Annotated in this window: 16 protein-coding genes; 4 read left to right on the forward strand and 12 right to left on the reverse strand. The window is 65.6% G+C overall.

Annotated features, from left to right (window positions below; translation table 11 throughout):
- The first annotated feature begins 20 nt into the window (after positions 1 to 20).
- Positions 21 to 866 (forward strand): symmetrical bis(5'-nucleosyl)-tetraphosphatase, encoded by an 846-nt coding sequence (locus ACSVDO_RS15980; protein ID WP_489593340.1) that lies wholly within the window; start codon positions 21 to 23, stop codon positions 864 to 866.
- A gap of 55 nt (positions 867 to 921) precedes the next feature.
- On the opposite strand, the gene ACSVDO_RS15985 is transcribed toward ACSVDO_RS15980, so the two are convergent.
- The 6 genes from ACSVDO_RS15985 to ACSVDO_RS16010 all read right to left on the reverse strand — a co-directional run bounded on the left by ACSVDO_RS15985 (position 922) and on the right by ACSVDO_RS16010 (position 7,546).
- Entirely contained in the window at positions 922 to 2,370 is a 1,449-nt protein-coding gene (locus tag ACSVDO_RS15985) for an aldehyde dehydrogenase family protein (protein WP_489593342.1), read from the reverse strand.
- A gap of 25 nt (positions 2,371 to 2,395) precedes the next feature.
- Positions 2,396 to 3,484, reverse strand: coding sequence for an SMP-30/gluconolactonase/LRE family protein (locus ACSVDO_RS15990; protein ID WP_489593344.1), 1,089 nt, complete (start codon positions 3,482 to 3,484; stop codon positions 2,396 to 2,398).
- A gap of 22 nt (positions 3,485 to 3,506) precedes the next feature.
- Positions 3,507 to 4,472 (reverse strand): 2-hydroxyacid dehydrogenase, encoded by a 966-nt coding sequence (locus ACSVDO_RS15995; protein WP_489593345.1) that lies wholly within the window; start codon positions 4,470 to 4,472, stop codon positions 3,507 to 3,509.
- A gap of 178 nt (positions 4,473 to 4,650) precedes the next feature.
- Positions 4,651 to 5,559: a 5-dehydro-4-deoxyglucarate dehydratase gene (gene kdgD / locus ACSVDO_RS16000; RefSeq protein WP_332535903.1), complete on the reverse strand. Its 909-nt coding sequence runs from the start codon at positions 5,557 to 5,559 to the stop codon at positions 4,651 to 4,653.
- Between the two features lie 40 nt (positions 5,560 to 5,599).
- Positions 5,600 to 6,577, reverse strand: a complete 978-nt coding sequence (locus ACSVDO_RS16005; protein WP_489593347.1) for a Bug family tripartite tricarboxylate transporter substrate binding protein — start codon at positions 6,575 to 6,577, stop codon at positions 5,600 to 5,602.
- Between the two features lie 159 nt (positions 6,578 to 6,736).
- Entirely contained in the window at positions 6,737 to 7,546 is an 810-nt protein-coding gene (locus ACSVDO_RS16010; protein WP_489593349.1) for a FadR/GntR family transcriptional regulator, read from the reverse strand.
- Between the two features lie 238 nt (positions 7,547 to 7,784).
- On the opposite strand from ACSVDO_RS16010, the gene garD reads away from it, so the two are divergent.
- The gene (garD, locus tag ACSVDO_RS16015) at positions 7,785 to 9,365 is read left to right on the forward strand and encodes a galactarate dehydratase (RefSeq protein WP_489593350.1); all 1,581 of its coding nucleotides are present in this window, start codon (positions 7,785 to 7,787) and stop codon (positions 9,363 to 9,365) included.
- A 65-nt stretch (positions 9,366 to 9,430) separates the two neighbouring features.
- The gene (locus ACSVDO_RS16020; RefSeq protein ID WP_489593352.1) at positions 9,431 to 10,426 is read left to right on the forward strand and encodes a Bug family tripartite tricarboxylate transporter substrate binding protein; all 996 of its coding nucleotides are present in this window, start codon (positions 9,431 to 9,433) and stop codon (positions 10,424 to 10,426) included.
- A gap of 62 nt (positions 10,427 to 10,488) precedes the next feature.
- Here ACSVDO_RS16020 and ACSVDO_RS16025 read toward each other — a convergent pair whose 3' ends face one another.
- Positions 10,489 to 11,916, reverse strand: coding sequence for a DEAD/DEAH box helicase (locus ACSVDO_RS16025; RefSeq protein ID WP_332682028.1), 1,428 nt, complete (start codon positions 11,914 to 11,916; stop codon positions 10,489 to 10,491).
- 113 nt (positions 11,917 to 12,029) lie between these two features.
- Positions 12,030 to 12,902, reverse strand: coding sequence for a KPN_02809 family neutral zinc metallopeptidase (gene ypfJ / locus ACSVDO_RS16030; protein WP_489593355.1), 873 nt, complete (start codon positions 12,900 to 12,902; stop codon positions 12,030 to 12,032).
- 256 nt (positions 12,903 to 13,158) lie between these two features.
- Between ypfJ and ACSVDO_RS16035 the strand changes: the two genes are divergently transcribed.
- Complete coding sequence (locus ACSVDO_RS16035; RefSeq protein ID WP_489593357.1) at positions 13,159 to 14,895, forward strand: diguanylate cyclase; 1,737 nt, start codon at positions 13,159 to 13,161, stop codon at positions 14,893 to 14,895.
- A 15-nt stretch (positions 14,896 to 14,910) separates the two neighbouring features.
- On the opposite strand, the gene ACSVDO_RS16040 is transcribed toward ACSVDO_RS16035, so the two are convergent.
- From ACSVDO_RS16040 to ACSVDO_RS16055, 4 genes are all read right to left on the reverse strand, one after another.
- Entirely contained in the window at positions 14,911 to 15,228 is a 318-nt protein-coding gene (locus ACSVDO_RS16040; protein WP_489593359.1) for a hypothetical protein, read from the reverse strand.
- 180 nt (positions 15,229 to 15,408) lie between these two features.
- Positions 15,409 to 15,975 (reverse strand): dCTP deaminase, encoded by a 567-nt coding sequence (dcd, locus tag ACSVDO_RS16045; protein ID WP_332535889.1) that lies wholly within the window; start codon positions 15,973 to 15,975, stop codon positions 15,409 to 15,411.
- Positions 15,976 to 16,025: 50 nt separating this feature from the next.
- Positions 16,026 to 17,309: a guanine deaminase gene (gene guaD / locus ACSVDO_RS16050; protein ID WP_489593361.1), complete on the reverse strand. Its 1,284-nt coding sequence runs from the start codon at positions 17,307 to 17,309 to the stop codon at positions 16,026 to 16,028.
- A 41-nt stretch (positions 17,310 to 17,350) separates the two neighbouring features.
- Positions 17,351 to 18,448, reverse strand: coding sequence for a BMP family ABC transporter substrate-binding protein (locus tag ACSVDO_RS16055; protein WP_489593362.1), 1,098 nt, complete (start codon positions 18,446 to 18,448; stop codon positions 17,351 to 17,353).
- Positions 18,449 to 18,542 lie beyond the last annotated feature (94 nt).

Genomic DNA, 18,542 nt, shown 5'->3' on the forward strand with positions numbered 1-18,542 from the left:
CAATAAGTAGAAAGAACATCATGTCAATGTACTGTATCGGCGATATCCAGGGATGCGATGAAGCCCTTGGTCGACTGCTCGATGTCATCGATTTCTCACCCAGCCGCGATACCTTGTATCTGCTGGGCGATCTGGTCAACCGCGGCCCGTCATCGCTGCAGGTTCTGCGCCGCTGCATTGCACTGGGCGACGCCGTGCGCCCGCTGCTGGGCAACCATGACCTGCATCTGCTCACCACCGCCCATGGCCTGCGCGGCCCGGGCAAGCGCGACACGCTGCAGCCCATACTGCAGGCGCCGGACCGCGCCGATCTGCTCGACTGGCTGCGCCAGCAGCCGCTGGCGCGGCTGCACACCACGGCGCGCGGCGAGCGGCTGCTGATGGTGCATGCGGGCGTGCTGCCCTCCTGGGATGTGGATCAGACCCTGGCGCTGGCCGGCGAGGTCGAGGCCGTGCTGCGCGGCGACGCGCTGGTGGATTTCCTGGCAAAGATGTATGGCAATGCGCCCGCGGCCTGGAGCGACGACCTGCAGGGCGCCGACCGCCTGCGCGTGATCGTCAACGCGCTCACGCGGCTGCGCTTTTGCACGCCCGCGGGCGTGATGGACTTCGACAGCACCGAAAGCGCCAGCGACGCCCCGCCCGGCCTGGTGCCATGGTTCGACGCGCCCGCGCGCCGCAGCGCGGACACCGCGATCGCTTTCGGCCACTGGTCGCAGCAGGGGCTGGTCGCACGCCATGATCTGATAGGCCTGGACACCGGCTGCGTCTGGGGCGGCTGCCTGAGCGCCATGCGCTTTGGCGACTCGCTGGCCGAACGTGAGCTGCTGCAGGTGCATTGCGCACAGGCCCAGGCACCCAAGTAACGGGCATAAAAAAACCGGGCCAGGGCCCGGTGCAAAGAGAAGCTGGATGGCGCGCTCAGGCCAGCGTGTACGCCGTCTTGACGGTGGTGTAGAACTCCTGCGCATAGCGGCCCTGCTCGCGCGGACCGTAGCTGCTGCCCTTGCGACCGCCGAACGGCACGTGGTAGTCGACGCCTGCGGTCGGCAGGTTGACCATGACCATGCCCGCCTGGCTGTGGCGCTTGAAATGCGTGGCGTATTTCAGGCTGGTCGTGGCAATGCCCGCGGCCAGGCCGAACGGCGTGTCGTTGGCCACGGCCAGCGCTTCTTCGTAGTCACGCACGCGGATCACGCTGGCCACGGGGCCGAACACTTCCTCGCGGTTGATGCGCATCGCGGGCGTGGAGTCGACGAACAGCGCGGGCTGCATGAAGAAGCCGTCCTTGGCGCTGCCCGTGTGGCAGGCGACGCGCGCACCGCCCGCGGCCAGCACTGCGCCTTCGGCCTGGGCGATTTCAACGTAGCTCAGATCCTGTTCGAGCTGGGCCTGGCTCACCACGGGGCCGATGTCGGTGCCCGCAGCACGTGCATCGCCGACCTTGATCTTGGCCATGCGCGCCTGCAGCGCTTCGATGAAGGCCGGGTAGATCTTGTCGGTCACGATCAGCCGGCTCGACGCCGTGCAGCGCTGGCCCGTCGAGTAGAAGCAGCTTTGCGCCGACAGCTCGACGGCCTGGTTCAGGTCGGCGTCGTCGAGCACGACCTGCGGGTTCTTGCCGCCCATTTCAAGCTGCACCTTCTTGCCGCTGGCCACGCAGGCCGCGGCAATGCCCTTGCCCACGCCGACCGAGCCGGTGAAGCTGATGGCGGCCACATCTTCATGCTGCACCAGCGCTTCGCCAATGACGCGGCCGCGGCCCATCACCAGGTTGAACACGCCCGCGGGAATGCCGCTGCGGTGGATGATGTCGGCCAGCGCCCAGGCGCTGCCTGGCACCAGGTCGGCGGGCTTGAGAACGACGCAATTGCCGAAGGCCAGCGCGGGCGCGATCTTCCAGGCAGGGATGGCGATGGGAAAATTCCAGGGCGTGATCAGGCCGACCACGCCGATGGGCTCGCGCGTGATCTCCACGCCTATGCCGGGGCGCACCGAAGGCAGGGTCTCGCCGGCCAGGCGCAGGCATTCACCGGCGAAGAACTTGAAGATCTGGCCCGCACGGCCGACTTCGCCAATCGCTTCGGGGCGGGTCTTGCCTTCCTCGCGCGCCAGCAGGTCGCCCAGCTCTTCCTTGCGCGCCAGGATTTCATTGCCGATCTTGTCGAGCGCGTCGTGGCGCGCCTGGATGCCCGAGGTGCTCCAGGCAGGAAAGGCGGCCGCGGCCGCGGCCACGGCCGCATTCACGTCCGAAGCGTCGCCCTGGGCGTATTCGCCCACCACGTCGGACAGGTCGCTGGGGTTGGCGTTGGGGCTGTAGCTCTTGCCTGCAGTCCACTGGCCGTTGATGAGATTGTCGAATTGGGTCATTGCTCGGTTCCTGAAAAAAATCGGTTCATGCCGCGCCATGGGCTTCGACATACAAGGCGTAAAGGGAATGGCTGCTGGCCATGTACAGGCGGTTGCGCTTGGGGCCGCCGAACTCCAGGTTGGCGCAGCGCTCGGGCAGGCGGATGAAGCCTATCGGCTTGCCCTGCGGATTGAAGACCTTGACGCCGTCCATCTCTTCGGATTTGGCCAGCGGCAGGTGGGCGCGCATGCCGCCGCCGATATCGCTGGTCTCGGGGCTGAAAGCGCCGCTGAAGCCCCAGCCGCACCACAGGTTGCCGTCACGATCAACGCGAAAGCCGTCAAGCGCACCCGGGCCGTCGGCGTCTATGAGCTTGGTCTTGTTCGACACGGACGTGCCGTCGGGCGAAACGTCGAAGCTCCAGACGCTGCGGTTGGGCGTGCCTTTCCACTCGACGACATAGAGCTTCTTCTCGTCGGGCGAGAACGCCAGGCCGTTGGGGTTGACGAGATCGGTGACCACGGCGCTGATCTGGCCGTCCTTGCCTATGCGGTAGACATAGGTGCCGGCCTGCTCGGGCGCAGCGCGCGAACCTTCCCATTCGCCGTTGATGCCGAACAGCGGATCGGTGAACCAGATGCTGTCGTCCGACTTCACCACCACGTCGTTGGGCGCATTGAGGCGCTTGCCCTGGTAGCGGTCGGCCAGCACCGTGGTGCTGCCGTCTCGCTCGGTGCGCACCACGCGGCGCGTGACCGAATGCTCGCAGGAAATCAGCCGGCCCTGGCGGTCGCGCGCATTGCCGTTGGCGTAGTTGGCGTTTTCCTTGTGCACCGAGAACTTGCCGGTCTTTTCCTCGAACTTCATCAGCCGGTTGTTGGGGATGTCGCTGAGGATCAGCGTGCCGGTTTCAGGGAAATAGGCCGGACCTTCGGCCCAGCGCATGCCCGTGCCCAGCTGCTCGATGGTGCTGCTGTAGATGCGGTACTTGGCAAAGCTCGGATCGAGAATGAAAACCGCGGGATCGGGATAGCGCTGGTGGGGCGAAAAGCCGAAGGACTGGGCCCCGGCGGCGGCGCCCCAGGCGCCCAGGGCGCTGGCACTGAAAGTCTTCAACAGCTGGCGACGGTGCATGAGAAATCTCCTGTGGTTGGCATCAGCGCGCGGCGGACCAGGGCACTTCGGCCACGGGCTCGCCGGTGGCAATGAACTGCTGCAGGTTCTGCAGCACCAGGTCGGCCATGGCGCGGCGGGTATCGTGCGTGCCGCTGGCGATATGCGGCGCGAGCACGGCGTTCTCGAGCGTCAGCAGATCTGCCAGCGGACGCGGCTCGTCCTCGAACACATCGAGGCCCGCGCCCGCGATGCGGCCGCTGCGCAGCGCTTCGACCAGCGCCGCCTCGTCGACCACGCTGCCGCGCGCCACATTGACCAGAAAGCCCTGCGGGCCCAGCGCATCGAGCACTTCGGTGCTGACCAGATGGCGCGTATGGTCGCCGCCGGCGGCGGTGATGATCAGGAAGTCGGACCAGCGGGCCAGCTCCAGCAGCGACGCCAGGTACTGGTGCGGCGAGCCGTCGATGGGGCGGCGGTTGTGATAGCCCACCTCCATGTCGAAGCCCGCGGCGCGGCGCGCGACGGCGCTGCCTATGCGGCCCATGCCGAAGATGCCCAGTCGCTTGCCCGAGACCCGCGTCGTGAGGCCGAAACGCTGGCGGCTCCAGTCGCCGCGGCGCACGAAGCGGTCGGAGGCGCTGACACCGCGCGCCGTATCGAGCAGCAGCGCCCAGGCCATGTCGGCCACGCAATCATCGAGCACGCCCGGCGTATAGCCCACGCGCGCGCCGCGGCGCAGCAACGACTCCTTGTCCAGCGCGTCGAAGCCCACGCCGAAGCTGCTGACGAACTGGAGTTCGGGCAGCGCGTCGACGACGCGCGCCGGCAGACCCATGGCCGCCGAGGTCACCGCATAGGCAAACTGCCCGCCCTGCTCCGCCAGAAAACGATCCGGATCGCTTTGCTCCGAGAGGATCTGCACGTCGTAGGCCTGCGCCAGTTCAGCATCGAGCTGGGGCAGCGGCATCTTGCCGTATTGGAGAACGCGGGGTCGGGAGGGTGCCATGCAGGGAAGTCCTTGAGTCGTTCGGAGGGAAAGGGGGGGGGAAACCGCGTACCGTCACCCGTGCGGCCGCAGGGGCTGCGGCTGCGGTGCAGCGGGGCGCATTGCAAAAGGACAGCGTCTGGCGCTTTGCAATGCACCCCGGACCGCAAGATCGCTCCTGCGGTCCGGAGCCTGGGGCTTATTGCTCCACGAGCTTGATCAACGCTGCCAGTTCTTCGATCTCGTTGGGCTTGAGATCAGCCAGCGGCGCACGCACGGGACCGGCGTCGTGACCGACGATCTTCGCGCCGGCCTTGACGATGGATACTGCGTAACCGGCGCTGCGGTTGCGGATCTCGAGGTAGGGCATGAAGAAGGTCTTGAGCAGGTGGTGCTGCGTCGCGTGGTCGTCGTTCTTCACCGCTTCGTAGAAGCGGATCGCGGTCTTGGGGATGAAGTTGAAGACCGCCGACGAGTACACGGGCGTGCCCAGCGCCTTGTAGGCCGCGGCATAGACTTCGGCCGTGGGCAGGCCGCCCAGATACGCCAGGCGATCGCCCATGGTCAGGAACATGGCCGACATGGCTTCGATGTCACCCACGCCGTCCTTGAAACCGACCAGGTTGGGATTGCGTTCGCACAGCTTGGCAACGGTTTCGGGCGTGAAGCGGCTGATGCCACGGTTGTAGATGATCACGCCGAACTTGACGCTCTTGCAGACGGCTTCGACGTGCGCGGCCAGGCCTTCCTGGCTGGCTTCGGTCAGGTAGTGGGGCAGCAGCAGGACACCGTGTGCTCCGGCGCGTTCGGCTTCCTGGGCGCACTGGATGGCGAAACGCGTAGGGCCGCCGGCACCGGCGATGATTGGCACTTTGCCCTTGCAGGTGTCCACAGCGGTCTTGATGATCGCGGGATACTCGTCGGCCGTCAGCGAGAAGAACTCGCCCGTGCCGCCGGCAGCGAACAGCGCGGTGGCGCCGAACGGAGCCAGCCATTCCAGGCGTTCGGCATAGCTCTTGGCATTGAAGTTGCCTTGGCTGTCGAAGTCGGTCACGGGGAACGACAACAGACCGGAACTCATCACGCTTTTGACTTCTTGGGGGCTCATGGCAATCCTTAAGGAACAGAATGAAAAAATAGGCTGGACTTCAGTCCAGTTGCAGATTGGAGGTCTGCACCACGGTGCGCCAGCGTGCACGCTCGGCGTTGAAGAATTTGTCGGTTTCGGCCGGAGTCATCGTCACGACTTCGGCGCCCTGGCCCGTGAGGCGGGCACGCACATCAGGCGTGCGGATGGCGGTCAGCAGGATCTGGTTCACGCGCTGGACGATGGCATCCGGCGTCTTGGAAGGCAGCACCACGCCTTGCCAGGTGCCCGAGGCGAAGTCCTTCGCACCCTGTTCGGCCAGCGTGGGCACGTCGGAGATCAGCGGCATGCGCGTGGTCTTGGAGATGCCCAGCAGCTTGAGCTTGCCGCTTTGCACATGCGGGTAGGTGGCCAGCATGCCGTTCATCAGCACCTGTGTCTGGCCGGCAACGGTGTCCTGCACCGCCTGCACGCCGCCCTTGTAAGGCACGTAGACCCACTTGGCGCCCGTGAGGCGGGCGAGTTCCACGCCGGCCAGATGCGGCGCGCTGCCCGTGGCCGTCACGGCGAAGTTCAGGTCCTGCTTCTTCGACAGCTCGACCAGTTCCTTCAGATTGGTGGCCGGCACCGAAGGGTGGACCACCAGCATGTGGGGCGAGTAGGCCAGCATGGCCGCACCGCGCAGATCCTTGGAAGGGTCGAAGCTGAGCTTGGTGTAGACCGAAGGCGAAATCGCCAGCGCGCCCAGGTCTGCCAGCAGCCAGGTATAGCCATCGGGCGCGGCACGGCTCACGAACTCCGCGCCCAGATTGCCGTTGGCGCCGGCCTTGTTCTCGATCACGACAGTCTGCTTGAGCTCCTGCGACATGATCTGACCGATGGAACGCGCAATGATGTCGGAGCTGCCGCCCGGAGGATAAGGAACCACCAGACGGATGGGTTTGCTGGGCCAGGGATCCGCCGCGAATGCGGGAGCGCAAAGCAGGCCGGTGCCGGCAAGCGCCAAGGCAGTGCACAGAAAACGTGAGCGGGAAAGCATTTGAAGTGTCTCCGTATAGTGGTCAGTCATCATACAACTAGACTTTTAAAAACTCACGCAAAAAATCCTAGGGGTAAACACGAGGTCGAAAAAGCGCTGAATCCGCAGCCCCCCCTGCATGCGCCCGCACAGCGGGCGCGCAGCCGGCAACCGGCTGGATCAGGCGGGAGAAATGGGCTCGGAGAGCTGGCTCAGGCGCTGGGCCAGGCGCAGGCGCTCACGCGAATTGGTCAGGTGGATGCGCATCGCCGCACGCGCGGAGTCCGCGTCCTGGCGCTCGATGGCCGCATAGATTTCTTCATGCTCGCGGTTCACGCGGCGCAGGTAGTCGGGATCGCGCGCCGGCGTATGAATGGACGCGATGCGGTTGCGCGGAATCAGCATGGTGCCGAAATGCTGGAGGATGTCCTGGAAGTAGCGATTGCCCGTGGCCTGGGCAATGCTCAGGTGAAATGCCAGGTCATGGCTCACGGTCTCGTTGCCCAGCGCAAAGTGGTGCTCGAACGCCTGCAATGCATCCCGCATCGCCTGCAGGTGCGTCGACTCGCGGCGCTGCGCGGCCAGGCCCGCGGCTTCGGTTTCGAGGCTGATGCGCAGCTCCAGCACGGCCAGCACGTCGACCGACTCGCTGAGCTCGTGTGCGTTGAGCTGCATGCCCGGGCTCTGCCGCGTGGGCAGCACGAATGTGCCTATGCCGTGGCGCGTTTCCACCAAGCCGGACGCCTGTAGCTTGGACAGCGCTTCGCGCACCACGGTGCGGCTCACGTCATAGCTGCGCACCAGCTCCGATTCAGTGGGCAGCTTGTCGCCTTCGTGCAGCAGACCCTGGCGTATCTTGTGGTCGAACTCCTCCGACAGCAGATTGGCCAGGCTGCGGCTGCCGCGGCTGGTCTTGCTGCGCAACGCAGAACCCTCCGCAGGCAATAAAAAAGCGGCAGATTGGGGTAATTCCGATGTCGGGATGCTCATGGGTCTGATGATAATTGGTTTTAGTTGTATGACAACATATCACTTATCATGGTTTACGGCAGTAGCCAGGCGACAAGGTCGCGCCAATTCGTGGGACGCCTCAAAGTGAGCAGTCACCTTTTCGCACCCTGCGCGCCTACCGTTGAGACGAAAGTGATGTGCCTTGGAATGGCGGCCGTGGACGCATGGCAGGCCGCACCGATGAGGTCGTGATGAATTCAAAAATCGAAAGCAGCCGATGAGCAGTCCCCTTTATATCCGCATGCATGCCGCCGACAACGTGGCCATCGTGGCCAACGACGGAGGCCTTCCTGCAGGCACGGTGTTCCCCGATGGCTTGCGCCTGGTCGACAACATTCCGCAAGGCCACAAGGTCGCGCTCGAAGACCTGGCCGAAGGCGCCGTGGTGCGGCGCTACAACGTCGTCATAGGTTATGCGCTCAAAGCCCTGCCGCGCGGCAGCTGGATCAACGAACGCACGCTGCGCATGCCCGCGGCGCCGGAGCTCGAAGGCCTGCCCATGGCCACCGTGAAGCCGCCCGCACTGGCGCCGCTCACCGGCTACACGTTCGAAGGCTACCGCAACGCCGACGGCTCGGTGGGCACACGCAATATTCTCGCGATCACCACCACCGTGCAGTGCGTGGCCGGCGTGGTCGACACCGCGGTGCAGCGCATCAAGAGCGAGCTGCTGGCGCGCTACCCCAATGTCGATGACGTCGTGGGCCTGGAGCACAGCTACGGCTGCGGCGTGGCCATAGACGCGCCCGACGCCATCATTCCCATCCGCACGCTGCGCAACATCAGCCGCAACCCCAACTTCGGCGGTGAAGTGATGGTCGTGAGCCTGGGCTGCGAAAAGCTCCAGCCCGAGCGCCTGCTGCCCCCGGCCGAGGCCCCGCTGCTGCCCATGCAGCGCCTGGGCACGGCCCCTGCCCTGCCCGCCGCCGACAGCGCGCTCGATGTGGTCTGCCTGCAGGCCGAGGAGCATGTGGGCTTCATGAGCATGATCGACTCCATCGTGCGCCAGGCCGATGTGCATCTGCAGCGCCTGAACCAGCGCCGGCGCGAGACCGTGCCGGTCAGCGAACTGGTGGTCGGCGTGCAGTGCGGCGGAAGCGACGCGTTCAGCGGCGTCACCGCCAACCCGGCCGTGGGCTACGCCACCGACCTGCTGGTGCGCGCCGGCGCCAGCGTGATGTTCTCGGAAGTCACCGAAGTGCGCGACGGCATAGACCAGCTGACTTCGCGTGCCAGCACGCCCGAAGTCGCCCAGGCGATGATCGACCAGATGGCCTGGTATGACGCCTATCTGGCGCGCGGCCTGGCCGATCGCAGCGCCAACACCACGCCGGGCAACAAGAAGGGCGGGCTCTCCAACATTGTCGAGAAGGCCATGGGCTCCATCGTCAAGTCGGGCTCCACGCCGATCACGGGCGTGCTCGCTCCGGGCGAAAAGCTCAAGGAAAAAGGCCTGATCTACGCCGCCACTCCGGCCTCCGACTTCATCTGCGGCACGCTGCAGCTTGCAGCTGGCATGAACCTGCACATCTTCACCACCGGACGCGGCACCCCCTACGGACTGGCCGCCTGCCCGGTGATCAAGGTCGCGACGCGCAGCGATCTCGCGCGCCGCTGGCATGACCTGATGGACGTCAACGCCGGACGCATTGCCGACGGCGACGCGACGATAGAAGACATGGGCTGGGAGCTGTTCCATCTGATGATTGAAATCGCCAGCGGCCGCAAGAAGACCTGGGCCGAGCACTGGAAACTGCACAACTCGCTGGTGCTCTTCAACCCCGCCCCGGTGACCTGACAACTACATCCCCTGCACGCCTGAAACAACAGGCGGCATTTCATTTCAACCAGGAGACAAATCTCATGCAACGTCGACAACTACTCAAGGCCGCGGCCGCTCCGCTGGCCCTGGCCTGCATGCCTGCGGCCGTTATGGCACAGAGCAACTGGCCCAAGGCCAAGGTCATCACTTACATGGTGCCTTTCGCCGCAGGCGGCACCACCGATCAGCTCGGACGCCTGATTGCCCAGCAACTGGGCCCGGCGCTGGGCACGACGGTGGTCGTCGACAACAAGGCCGGCGCAGGCGGCAGCGTGGGCTCCGAGCTCGCCTCGCGCACCGCGCCCGATGGCTTCACCATCCTGGGCGGCACGATCAGCTCGCATGCGATCAACGTGAGCCTGTACCCCAAGCTGGGCTATGACCCGCTCAAGTCGTTCACGCCGATCACGCTGATAGGCACCAACCCGCTGGTGCTGGTGGTTCCGGCCAACAGCCCGTACAAGAGCCTCAAGGACGTGCTCGAAGCTTCGCAGAAGAAGTCGGGCGGACTGTCGTCGGCCTCAGCCGGCGCGGGCACGTCGCAGCATCTGGCGCTGGAAATGCTCGCCTGGAAGTCGGGCGTCAAGTTCACCCATGTGCCTTACAAGGGCAGCGGCCCGGCGATCCAGGACGTGATGGGCGGTCAGGTCGACATGATGTTCGACACCACCGTGGTTGCCGCACCGCACATCCAGAGCGGCAAGCTGCGCGCGCTGGCGGTGACGTCCAAGCAACGCATCGAGTCGCTCAAGGACGTGCCCACGGTCGCGGAATCGGGCCTCAAGGGCCTGGGCGACTTCGAGGTCACCTCATGGCAGGCCATCTTCGCGCCGACCAATACGCCGGACACCATCGTCCAGCGCCTGCACCAGGAAATCGCCAAGATCCTGGCCACGCCCGACATGCAGGGCCGTCTGAAGACCATGGGCATGGAGCCGTCGACGCTGTCGACCACCCAGGTCGCGGCATTCCAGAAAGCCGAAGTCGCCAAGTGGGCAACGGTGATCAAGGAAGCGAACGTCAAAGTCGATGGCTAAGCCGCCCGCCCAGACACAAAAAAAGCGCCTCACGGCGCTTTTTTTGCGTTGGCGTCAGCCGATCAGGACTGGGCAAGCTCCGGCGCGCGGAACAGGGCCGCGACCTTGCGCTTGGACTTGATCGAAGGGCGCGAAGCGGGCTGGCGCGTGTCGTCCCAGGTGGCCGCGGGGGCCGCGGCCGCAGCCACGTAAGGCCGGTCGAAGAACGGATCGGCCGCGGGGCGCGAGGCCGGACGCGAGGAACGCGGTGCCGGAGCCGGGCGACCAACGACGCCGCGCGCCGTGTCTTCGCCTTCGCCGCGCCAGGCGCGGCGGCCGTCGTTCATGCGGCCCTGCTGGCGCGGCTGCTCGAGCTGCAGCGCCTCGACGTCGATCTTCTTCTTGATCAGCTTCTCGATTTCGCCGACCTGGCGCGCGTCGCGCGAGGAAACCAGCGTGACCGCCAGGCCCGAGGCGCCCGCGCGGCCGGTGCGGCCTATGCGGTGCACATAGTCTTCGGCGTTGAACGGTACGTCGTAGTTGAACACCGCGGGCACGTCCTTGATGTCCAGACCGCGCGCGGCGACGTCGGTGCAGACCAGCAGGTCGACATTGCCGGCCTTGAAGGCTTCGAGCGCCTTGAGGCGTTCGTCCTGGCTCTTGTCGCCATGCAGCGCCGTGGCGCGCAGGCCGTCGCGCTCGAGCGTGCGCGTCAGGCGGGCGCAGCCCAGCTTGCTGTTCGAGAAGATGAAGGCCTGGCGGATGCCGCGTTCCTTGAGGATCTTGTGGATGGCCAGGCGCTTTTCGTCTTCGTCGGCGGCGCTGAAGAAGCGCTGCTCCACGGTGGACGCGGTCTCGTTGGGCCGTGCGACTTCAATGGTCACCGGGTCCTGCAGGTAGCTGCCTGCCAGGCGCTTGATTTCAGGCGAGAAGGTCGCGCTGAACAGCAAGGTGGTGCGGGTCTTGGGCAGGTAGGACAGGATGCGCTGCAGATCGGGCAGGAAGCCGATGTCGAGCATGCGGTCGGCTTCGTCGAGCACCACGTATTCGACTTGGTTGAGGATGGCGGTCTTGGCTTCGATGTGGTCGAGCAGACGACCCGGCGTGGCCACCAGGACTTCGACGCCCTTCTTGAGCTCGGCCGTCTGGGGCTTCATGTCCATGCCGCCGAACACCACCATGCTGCGCAGCTTGGTGTATTTGGCGTACAGCGCGATTTGCTGGGCGACCTGGTCAGCGAGCTCTCGCGTCGGCAACAGCACCAGCGCACGCACCGGATGGCGCGCGGGCGAAGTCGAGCTGTTTTCGTGCTTGAGAAGACGCTGCAGCAGCGGCAGCGAGAACGCGGCCGTCTTGCCGGTACCCGTTTGGGCGGCGCCCATCACGTCCTTGCCAGTCAAGACAACGGGAATGGCCTGCGCCTGAATGGGCGTCATCGACTCATAGCCCATCTCGGCAACGGCACGGGCGAGGGGTTCCGACAGGGATAAATTGGAAAAAGAACTTGTCATTTAGCCTACTATTGTCGCACCTAGCGGCGAACCCACCTATTTGCCCCGGCGATTCAAGGGCTTCATGCGCAGCTTATGCACGACAAACCCCTGCGCGCAGGGGTGTCGTGGCGTCACAGTTGCCTGGCGCTGAATGTGTCGCAGCCCTTGAGTTCGCCGCGTTGCAGGCCGCTGTGGAACCAGCGCTGGCGCTGCGCGCTGGAACCATGGGTAAAGCTGTCGGGCACGACGGCACCGCCCGCGGAGCGCTGCAATGCGTCGTCGCCGATCTTGGCGGCGGCGTTCATCGCCTCTTCCACGTCGCCCTGCTCGAGGATCTGGCGCGCATTCTGCGCATGGTGGGCCCAGACGCCGGCCAGGCAGTCGGCCTGGAGCTCGAGCCGCACCGACAGCTGGTTCTGCTCGGCCTTGCTGACGCGCCCGCGCATGCTGTCGACCTTGTCGGTGATGCCCAGCAGATGCTGCACATGGTGGCCCACTTCATGCGCAATCACATAGGCCTGGGCGAAATCGCCGGGCGCTCCCAACTGGTCCTTGAGCGTCTGGTAAAAGCCCAGATCGATATAGACCTTTTGATCAGCAGGGCAATAGAACGGCCCCATGGCCGACTGGCCCGTGCCGCAGGCAGTCTGCGTCGCGCCGCGAAACAGCACCAGGCGCGGCTGCTGGTAGCTGCCGCCATTCTTGCGAAACAGGTCTCCCCAGACGTCTTCGGTGTCGGCCAGCACGGTCGACACAAAGCGCGCCATGGTGTCGTCGGCCGGCGCCCGGCCCGCCGGCGCGGGCTGCTGCACCGCGACCGGGCTGCCGCCGCCGCTGAGCATGCCCAGCAGCGTCAGCGGGTTGATGCCCAGCACCCAGCCGCCGATCAGCGCCACCACGATCGTGCCTATGCCTATGCTGCGGCCGCCGAAGACCGGTGAGCCGCCTCCCTGGCCGCGTCTGTCTTCGATGTTATCCGATTCACGGTTGCCGTCCCAGCGCATAAAAACTCCTTTTGCGCCGGCATGCGCGACGCGATCAACGGCATATTACGTCGGCGCAGGCCCGGGCGCAGCGCCCGCCGCGCAAATTGCGCCAAGCAGGCCCAAGCTCCTACAAGCGCTGCGGACTTGACCTGTGTACATTCGAGGCCATGCACCTCCTCACTGCCCGCCGCCCAGCGCCGCTGCGGATGTTCCTGCGTGGATACCATGGGGCCGTCGCCCGCACGGCCCCGGCCGCCGCGATCGAGGTGCACATATGAGCCAGCCCTTGCCGCCGCACTCCGACCCGCCGCCCCCGCGCCGCCCCTGGAGCCTGCGCACGCAGATTGCGGTGGTCTTCGGCAGCCTGGTCGCGCTGGTGGCCGTGCTGCTGTCGCTGGCCTTTGGCGAGCTGCTCAAATGGCGCATACAGCAGGAGGCCGCGGCCTCGCTGCACATGGTCGCCCACAACGCGGCCAAGGTACTTGCCGAAGGCCTGTTCGAGCGCAGCCGGCTGATGCAGGTGCTGGGCTCGTCCCAGGACCTCTGGGAAAAAGGCATAGACGCACCGGAAGTGCTGCCGCTGCTGCAGCGCATGCATTCGAGCCGACCCTACAGTCGCTGGATAGGCGTGGCCGATATCCACGGCAATGTCGCGACCGACTCCAACCGCATTCTGCAAGGCAAGAATGTGGCCGATCAGCCCTGGTTCCAGGCCGGCCTCAAGGATCTGTATGTCGGCGACGTGCATGCTTTCGAAGGGCTGGCCCGCAGACTGCCGCCGAGCAGCAGCGGCGAGCCGCAGCGCTTCCTCGATTTTTCCGCACCGATTTTCCGCCACGGCGAGACCGTAGGCGTGCTGGGCCTGCATCTGAGCTGGGACTGGGCGCGCGATGTACTCGAAGAGCTGCGCCCCACCTATGCCGACCATGCACAAATAGAACTGTTCGTGTTCGACCGCCGCGGAGAAATTCTCTATGCGCCCAATGGCCGCATCGCGCCCTTTGTGACGCTGGGCCAGAAACTGCCGCAGACCGAACAGCCGTCCGCGAGCGCACGCGACAGCATGACCACGCCGGGACTCGCGGGCCTGGCGCAATGGGAGGATGCCAGGACAGCTTTCCTGACCGCCGTGACGCGTCTGCCGGCGCGCAACCTCGCCAGCGACCTGGGCTGGAACGTGGTCGTGCGCCAGCCCGTGGCCACGGCTTTCGTCGGCGCCGACACCGCCGTGCTTCAGGCGCTTGCCGGCGGCATCGCGGCCGCCATGCTGGCCGCGCTGATCGCTTCGCTGGCCGCGCGCCGTCTCAGCGAAGACCTCAACAGCCTGTCGCGCGCCGCGCTGCACATAGAAGCCGGCACACCCGGCGCAGTCGTTCCGCAGGCCAACAGCACGCGCGAAGTGCAGCGCCTGTCGCGCACGCTGGATCACATGACGCGCCGCCTGCTGACCATGAACGAAGAGATGGAGGTAGTCGTGCGCCAGCGCACGCTGGAGCTCCAGCACGCAAACCAGGAGCTCGAGCGCCAGGCCAGCAGCGACCCGCTGACCGGACTGCTCAACCGCCGCGGCTTTGACGCGCGCCTCACGACCGCGGTCGCGCTGGCGCAGCGCAGCGGCCGCCCACTGAGCGTCATCACCATCGATGTGGACCACTTCAAGCGCGTCAACGACACCTATGGCCACGAAGTCGGCGACAACGTGCTGCGCACGCTCGCGCAGCAACTCAAGTCCAGGCTGCGCACATCGGATGCCGTGGCCCGGCTCGGCGGCGAGGAGTTCATCGTGCTGCTGGCCGACACCGCGCCCGTGACAGCACTCGAGATAGCCGAACAATTGCTGGTGGTCGTCGCGGCACTTGCAAGGGACGACGCGGGCACGGTCACCATCAGTGCCGGTGTGTCGGCATTGCGACCCGAAGACGAAAATGGAAACGCGATGTTGCGCCGCAGCGACGCAGCGCTTTATGCAGCCAAGACCGCAGGGCGCAATCGCGCCGTGATGCACCTGTGAATACGGCCTCGCCCTTCAATGGGTTTCGGCGGTACGCGCGCAGGGAGGATGATCGAAATAGGCCGACAGCCGCACGCTCAGTGCGCGCAGTTCCGGACAATCGATCTCGGCGGCCGCAGCGAGCTGCTGGCGCGCGTAGCCCAGATCGCCCAGCATCATTGCCGCATGTACGGCGCGCCCATGACCGGCCATCTTCAAGATGAAGGTGTCGAGTTCGTGCTGCGGCCAGTAGGCGCTGTGACAGCGCTCGGCGCGCCAGGGATTTTCAGGCGCGGCACGCATGCCGCAGTCGGGGTCCGCAGCGAGAACAGGTGCATGCAGACCGCGGTTCATGGGCGCACGCCACGCAAACTTGAACATCGCCAGCATAAGACCTCCAGATCGTTCCGGCACACCCCATGTCTGCCATATAGACAATGCATGGTAAGAGTTGTGTGTGACAGAAACATACGGACAAATGCGCTGACCGATGTCGGAAATAGCCTATAGGCAGGCAACGCCCCTGTCAGAGATTCAGGCGCGTGGCAAAGTGACGCCGCTTTGACCCTGGTACTTGCCGCCGCGGTCCTTGTAGCTGGTCTCGCAAACCTCGTCGCTTTCGAAGAACAGCACCTGGGCACAGCCTTCGCCCGCATAGATGCGCGCCGGCAGCGGCGTGGTGTTGGAGAACTCCAGCGTCACGTAGCCTTCCCACTCGGGCTCGAACGGCGTCACGTTGACGATGATGCCGCAGCGCGCATAGGTGCTCTTGCCCAGGCAGATCGTCAGCACATTGCGCGGAATGCGGAAATACTCGACGGTGCGCGCCAGCGCGAAGCTGTTGGGCGGAATGATGCAGCTGTCGCCTTCGAAATCGACAAAGCTCTTCTCATCGAAGTTCTTGGGATCGACCACGGTGCTGTGGATGTTGGTGAACACCTTGAATTCGGGCGCGCAGCGGATGTCGTAGCCATAGCTGCTGGTGCCGTAGCTGATGATCTTGCGGCCTTCGGCCTCGCGCACCTGGCCGGGCTCGAAGGGCTCGATCATTCCGGTGCTTTCCGCCATGCGACGGATCCACTTGTCGCTCTTGATGCTCATGGGAATTCCTGCAAATACTGCTCAGACGCCTGAAAACCAAGCGTAACAGGCTATTTTGCTTGAGAAATAATGGTTTGCTCGACCACCCGGTCATCTCCGAGCACGATCAGCGCGAACAGCAGTTCATCGAGATTGCGCGCGGCGCGGGTCTTGCGCGCGAGCAGCGGCGTGGCTTGCGGGTCGAGCACCACGAAGTCGGCTTCGCAGCCCGGCAGCAGATTGCCGACCACCCCGCCCAATCCCATGGCCGCGGCCGCGCCGCCCGTGTGCTGCCACCACAGATCCGCGGGCGCGAGGCTCAGCCCGCGCTTGGTCTGGCCTTCGCGCCCCACCGCATAGGCCGCGAGCATGGTGTGAAACGGCGAAAAGCTCGTGCCCGCGCCGACATCGCTGGCCAGGCCATGGGCAAAGCCGGCCTCGCGCGCGCTGGCATAGTCGAAGAAACCGCTGCCCAGGAACAGGTTGCTGGTCGGGCTTACGGCGGCGGCCGCGCCGCGCGCGCGCATCAGCGCGCGGTCCTCAGCGTCGAGATGGATGCAGTGCGCATAGACCGCGCGTTCGCGCAGCAGACCGAAGTCGTCGTAGACCGACAGATAGCTGCGCGCCTGCGGAAACAGCGCGCGCACCCAGCTTATCTCGTCGAGGTTCTCGGCGACATGCGACTGTATCCAGACATCGGGATGGCGCGCCGCGAGTTCGCCCGCGCCGCGCAGTTGAGCCTCGGAGCTCGTCGGCGCAAAGCGCGGCGTGATCGCATAGCCGAGCCGGTCCACGCCGTGCCAGCGCTGTATCAGCGCCTCGGTGTCGAGCAGGCTTTGCTCGGTCGCATCGCGCACGCCGTCGGGCGAATTGCGGTCCTGCAGCACCTTGCCCGTGACCAGGCGCATCTGCGCTTTCTGCGCCGCGCCCATCAGCGCATCGACCGAGGCGGGATGGCTGGTGGCGAACGCCAGCGCCGTGGTCACGCCGTTGCGCAGCAGCTCGGCAATGAAGAAATCGGCGACTTCCGCGCTGTAGTCCGGGTCGACGAAACGCTGCTCGTGCGGAAAGGTGTAGTTCTCCAGCCAGGGCAGCAGGCCGTCGGCGGGCGCGCCGATCACATCGGTCTGCGGGTAGTGGATATGCAGGTCGACAAAACCCGGTGCGATCAGCCGCCCGGCAAAGTGCTGCACGGGCAGGCCCGCATAGGCCGGCGACAGCGCAGCCCAGCTGCCCGATGCCTGCACGCGCGCGCGGCCATCGGGCGTGCGCGCCACGGCCAGCAGCCCGTCTTCGTCGTACAGGGGCTGGCCTTCGGGGGTAAAGCGCAACAGGGCGCCGCGATAGATATGCATGCGAGAAGCTTAACGGCAGGCGGTGAAAAACCGTGTTGTATTCAATGGCCCAGCGTGCCTTGCACGCCCTCGACCAGCCATTTCATGTCGAGGATCTGCGCATCGCTGAGCTGGCTGCCCTTGGCGATCACCACATGGCCGGCGTTGTCGCGCACATCGGCCTTGGCAGCGGCAAACGGCTGGATACGGCCCTGTGCCATCAGCTGCTGCTGCGCCAGCACTTCCTTTTGCACGGCAGCGGGCACCTTGCGGCCAAACGCTTCGAGGCGGATCATTCCGTCCTTTACCCCGCCCCAGACATCGCCGCTGGTCCAGCTGCCGTCGCGCACGGCGCGCGCGCGCCGCGTGTAGTAGTCGCCCCACTGGTGGGTCACGGCCAGGATCTGCGCATCGGGCGCGACCTGGCGCATGTCGGAGTGGTAGGCGATGGCGAACTTGCCGCGCTCCTGCGCCGCAACCATGACCGCATTGCTCGCCGAATGGAACGCGAGCACGTCGGCGCCCTGGTTCATCAGCGTCATCGCCGCATCGCGCTCCTTCGCGGGATCGAACCAGGTGTCGAGCCAGATCACCTTGACCTGGGCGTTCGACTTGACCGAGCGCATGCCCAGCGTGAAGGCGTTGATGCCCTGCAGCACCTCGGGGATGGGAAAGCCCGCGACATAGCCCGCGACGCCGCTCTTGCTCATGCGCGCCGCGGCAATGCCCGACAGATAGCGGCCTTCGTAGTAGCGCGCATTGGCCGTGGCGACATTGGCCGTGCGCTTGTAGCCCGTGATCGATTCGAATTTCACATCGGGAAAATCGCGCGCCACGCGCAGCGCGGGCTCCATGTAGCCGAAGCTGGTGGTGAAGATCAACTGGTGGCCATTGCGCGCGAGATCGCGCAGCACGCGCTCGGCGTCCGGCCCTTCGGCGACATCGGCGACCACGGTGGTCTTGAGCTGCCCGCCCAGCGCGGCCTGCGCCGCCTTGCGGCCCGCGTCGTGCTGGTGCGTCCAGCCGGCGTCGAACACCGGTGTGACATAGACGAAGGCCGCCGACAAGGGCTTGTCGGCGTCGATCTTGGCCGGCGTCTGGGAAAAAGCGGGAGCGAAAAAACAGGCGGCCGCGAGCGCGGCTGCGAGGTTTTTGTACATGGTGGTCCTCTACATGGCCCGGAAAAAACAAGGCCTGCCCCAGCGGGCACTGGAAGCAGGCGGGGCGGATTCTAGCCTGCGCCGCAGATGCCGA

This window comes from Comamonas sp. DB36 (genome assembly GCF_057914905.1).